This is a genomic window from Sulfuricurvum sp., assembly GCF_049305995.1.
GTDB lineage: Bacteria > Campylobacterota > Campylobacteria > Campylobacterales > Sulfurimonadaceae > Sulfuricurvum.
Window position 1 is genome coordinate 1 of the sequence record NZ_JBAQPS010000237.1, and the last position, 4,325, is coordinate 4,325.

At 41.1% G+C, this 4,325-nt stretch carries 4 protein-coding genes and 1 pseudogene; all 5 read left to right on the plus strand.

Translation table 11 applies throughout. The annotated features are described in order from the left end of the window. A partial coding sequence (locus WA010_RS08275) for a Fur family transcriptional regulator (RefSeq protein ID WP_422556655.1) occupies positions 1-223 on the plus strand: 223 nt, incomplete at its 5' end. Between the two features lie 22 nt (positions 224-245). Then, positions 246-1,763 (plus strand): lysine--tRNA ligase, encoded by a 1,518-nt coding sequence (gene lysS / locus WA010_RS08280; RefSeq protein ID WP_422556656.1) that lies wholly within the window; start codon positions 246-248, stop codon positions 1,761-1,763. Continuing rightward, the gene (locus tag WA010_RS08285) at positions 1,760-3,007 is read left to right on the plus strand and encodes a serine hydroxymethyltransferase (RefSeq protein ID WP_422556657.1); all 1,248 of its coding nucleotides are present in this window, start codon (positions 1,760-1,762) and stop codon (positions 3,005-3,007) included. Before lysS ends, WA010_RS08285 begins: the two co-directional genes overlap by 4 nt. 15 nt (positions 3,008-3,022) lie before the next feature. Then, positions 3,023-3,565, plus strand: coding sequence for a DUF1882 domain-containing protein (locus WA010_RS08290; RefSeq protein WP_422556658.1), 543 nt, complete (start codon positions 3,023-3,025; stop codon positions 3,563-3,565). A 24-nt stretch (positions 3,566-3,589) separates the two neighbouring features. Then, a pseudogene (locus WA010_RS08295) lies at positions 3,590-4,325 on the plus strand (hypothetical protein); the annotation flags it as partial.

The following is a 4,325-nucleotide window of genomic DNA, read 5'->3' on the forward strand; positions in this document are numbered from 1 at the left end:
ATCTTTATCTTTTGGTGCGCAGGGAAAAAAATATGAACTCGGAGCAAAGGATCATCACGATCATCTTATCTGCACGAGTTGTGGAATTATTACCGAATTTGTTGATGAAGCGATCGAAGAACGTCAACAGGAAATTAGTGAAGCTTTAGGGTTCAAAATGGAAGAACACTCTATGCAGATTTACGGTCTTTGTAAAAATTGTCAAAAAAATTCTAAAAAATAAACCGATTAAGAAAGGAAACCCATTGCTATTCGAAAATCAATACGTACAGCAACGAATCGAAAAAGCCGATGCGCTTAGAGCCATCGGTATTGATCCTTATGCAAATAACTCAGAACGTAATACCACCATCGACAAGTTTCATAATGTCAACTCTGATTTATTCAAGAGTGAAGAGAAACGGGATGAGCATCGCCATTACACCGTAGCAGGACGTATCAAACTTTATCGTCTGATGGGCAAAGCCAGCTTTCTCAAAATAGAAGATGAGAGCGGAATGCTCCAAATCTATGTTGCACGCGATAATCTCCCTGAAAATTTTTATAACGACGTCTTTAAAAAATTGATCGAAGTGGGTGATATCATCGAAGTGAGCGGATATCCGTTTATCACTCAGCACGGTGAGCTTTCCCTCCATGCCGATAAACTCACTATTCTCACCAAAGCGATCTCTCCGCTCCCTGAAAAGTTTCACGGTATACAAGATAAAGAGATGCGCTATCGCCAGCGCTACCTTGATTTAATTATGAACTCAGAAGTGCGTAAAACGTTTCATATCCGCTCTCGTGTTATCAGTCTTACCCGCCGCTTTTTTGAAGACAAAGGATTCTTAGAGGTCGAAACACCGATGATGCACCCAATCGCCGGCGGTGCTAATGCGAAACCGTTTGTTACCCATCATAATGCCCTCGGAATCGATCGCTTTTTACGCATAGCACCAGAACTCTATCTCAAACGGCTCATCGTTGGTGGATTTGAAGCGGTATTTGAAATCAACCGTAATTTCCGTAATGAAGGGATGGATGCTACCCATAATCCTGAGTTTACCTCTATCGAGTTTTACTGGGCGTATAAAACCTATAAAGATTTAATCGAGATTACTAAAGAGTATTTCGGATATCTTTTCGATCATCTGAATCTTCCTAAACGTCTCCCTTATGGCGATTTGGAAGTCGATTTTGATCAATTCACCGAGATTGAACTCGTTAAAAGTCTTAGTGTTATCGGTGGAGTACCAGAAGAAGTTGTTAATGACAAAGAGGCCATTTTGGCTTTCTTAACATCCAAAAAACTTGAAGCCAATGCCGCATTCAATCTTGGACAGCTCCAAGGTGAGCTTTTCGATGAGTTCGTTGAAGCAAAACTGATCAATCCGACCTTTATCACCCACTATCCGGTGGAAATTTCACCTCTTGCACGCCGCAATGATGAGCGTCCAGAGTTGACGGATCGCTTTGAACTATTCATCGCGGGACGTGAGATTGCCAATGCATTCAGTGAGCTTAATGATCCGGTCGATCAGTTAGAGCGTTTCGAGGGGCAAATGGCTGCTAAAGACTCGGGAGACGATGAAGCCCATGAGATGGATGAAGATTTCGTTATCGCTCTCAGCTACGGCATGGCACCGACAGCAGGTCAAGGGATCGGGATTGACCGCCTTGTCATGATGCTGACGAACCAACACTCGATTCGAGACGTATTGCTTTTCCCTGCAATGAAACCAATCCACAATAATCAAACCAACCACGGAGAAGAAGAATGAGTTTCCTCAAAGAATTCGATAACGAAATTTATACCCTATGTGAGCAAGAGCTTGAACGTCAAACCGACCATTTGGAGATGATCGCATCTGAAAATTTTACTTTACCAGCTGTTATGGAAGCGATGGGATCGGTATTTACCAACAAATACGCCGAAGGGTATCCTGCCAAACGTTACTACGGCGGATGTGAATACGCAGATGGTGTTGAACAACTTGCAATCGACCGTGCATGTAAACTCTTTGGATGTAACTTTGCCAACGTTCAACCTCACTCAGGTTCATCGGCAAACGGTGCTGTTTATGCGGCATTGCTTAGCGCAGGAGATAAACTTCTCGGTATGGATCTTAGCCACGGCGGTCACTTGACTCACGGTTCAAAAGTTAGCTTCTCTGGTAAAAACTACCATAGCTTCTCATACGGTGTAGAGCTTGATGGTTGTATCAACTATGAGCGTGTACTGGATATCGCTAAAATTGTTCAGCCGAAAATCATCGTATGCGGTGCTTCGGCATATGCTCGTGAAATCGACTTCAAAAAATTCCGCGAAATCGCTGATGCGGTTGGAGCACTATTATTCGCCGATATCGCTCACATCGCAGGACTTGTGTGTGCAGGTGAGCACCCGAGCCCATTCCCATACGCAGATGTAGTAACGACAACAACCCATAAAACCCTTGCAGGTCCTCGCGGCGGTATGATTATGACCAATGATGAAGAGATCGCTAAAAAGATCAATTCAGCTATTTTCCCTGCACTTCAAGGTGGACCGTTGGTACACGTGATCGCGGCAAAAGCAGTCGGATTTAAATTCAACCTCTCTCCTGAGTGGAAAGTGTATGCTAAGCAAGTCAAAGCCAATGCTGCCGTTCTCGCAGAGGTGTTAATGAAACGTGGGTATGATATCGTCAGTGGCGGGACGGATAACCACCTTGTTCTCGTATCGTTTTTGAATAAACCGTTCAGCGGAAAAGAGGCCGATGCAGCCCTAGGACGTGCAGGTATCACCGTCAATAAAAACACGGTTCCAGGGGAAACTCGCTCTCCATTCGTCACTTCAGGTGTCCGTATCGGAAGTCCTGCATTGACATCACGTGGTATGAAAGAACAAGAGTTTGAACTCATTGCCAACCGTATTGCCGATGTTTTGGATGATATCGAAAATAGTGACAAACAAGCTACAATAAAAGAAGAATTAAAAGCTTTAGCTAAAAATTTCGTTATTTACAAACAATCAACGTATTAAAAAGAGGTATGCCCCATGACATCAATGGATATGAAACTAATTAAAATGCTGAGTGACCACTATTGGTTAAAGCATGATACTGTTGTCAATAAACTCGATTTCAAAGGGCGTACTTTTTTTAATAAATATGAAAAAATTGATAAAACCCTCACTCAAGGAATTATTGATCAACATCTCAAAAAACAAATAACGGTTGCTCATTCACTGATTAATCAATTTAACAAAGTTGAAAATATCGTTATCGATTACAATGGTACTGATCCACAGCGTTTTTACCATAAAACACAACTTTTACTCCGTGAAGAGGGGTTTATAAATTTTACTGCTTTTGAAACAAAAACACCAGGGCACTTACATGTTTATATTCATAAAGGGCATACGACTTTACAAGAAGCAGATCAACTCGGTAAAATGATTTCTATGAAATTAGCGGCAAAGCAACCAAAACAGTGGCGTATGTTTCCAACACTCGATTTACCGATAGAATACAATATTCTCAATCTTCCCTACGAAGTTTACGCAAAAGAGCGTGGTGCTTCGTGGTCGAAACACATGTAAGTAAAGCCATCCTAAGGATACACAATGGAAGAAAAAAACGAACTCAATGATATCATCCTCAAAAAAAGTGGAGCAGGTTCAAATACCAAAAAGCTTTTATTAGCGATTGCGGCATTAACACTTATTTTAATTATTGTTTTAGTCATTATGAATTCACTCAAAAGTCAAAGTGATGAACAAGCACCAAATGCTGCTATTATTCCAGAACCTTCTTCTCCAACCGAAGTGATCGATGATCCTTTATTTGAGCCAGTTGAAGTAATACAAGAGGGGGCAAATAATAGTGCATCTCCAGATTTAGGAGAAATTGCTCAAAAAATCAAAGAAGAGTCTTTTCAAAATGCACCGACAATGGATACAACTGTTGTTCAATCTTCTGTAACTCCAACAGCTACCCAACAAAGTCTCCCTATTACACAGTCTAAACCTGTTACTCAAAAATCTCAATCCATGGATACGACAATTCCAAGCACACAAACAAAAAATGTCCCGACAAAAGTGGTTGCTGTATCAACAAAAACACAACCTATTCCAAAAACTGCTCAGCCAGTCGTCAATACTCCATCGATCAAAATAGCGAAAGCAATTGAAGCAAAACCTATAGCCACTTCTTCTAAATCTACAATAGCAGAACAAAAAGTTAATACACCTATCAAAGCTACAGTAGCCCCAGTTCAAAAGATTGTCGAAAAACCATTGGAAAAAAGTGCTGTTAAACCTGTAGAAAAAACAATTTCAGCTAGCGGAATCTATTATATAC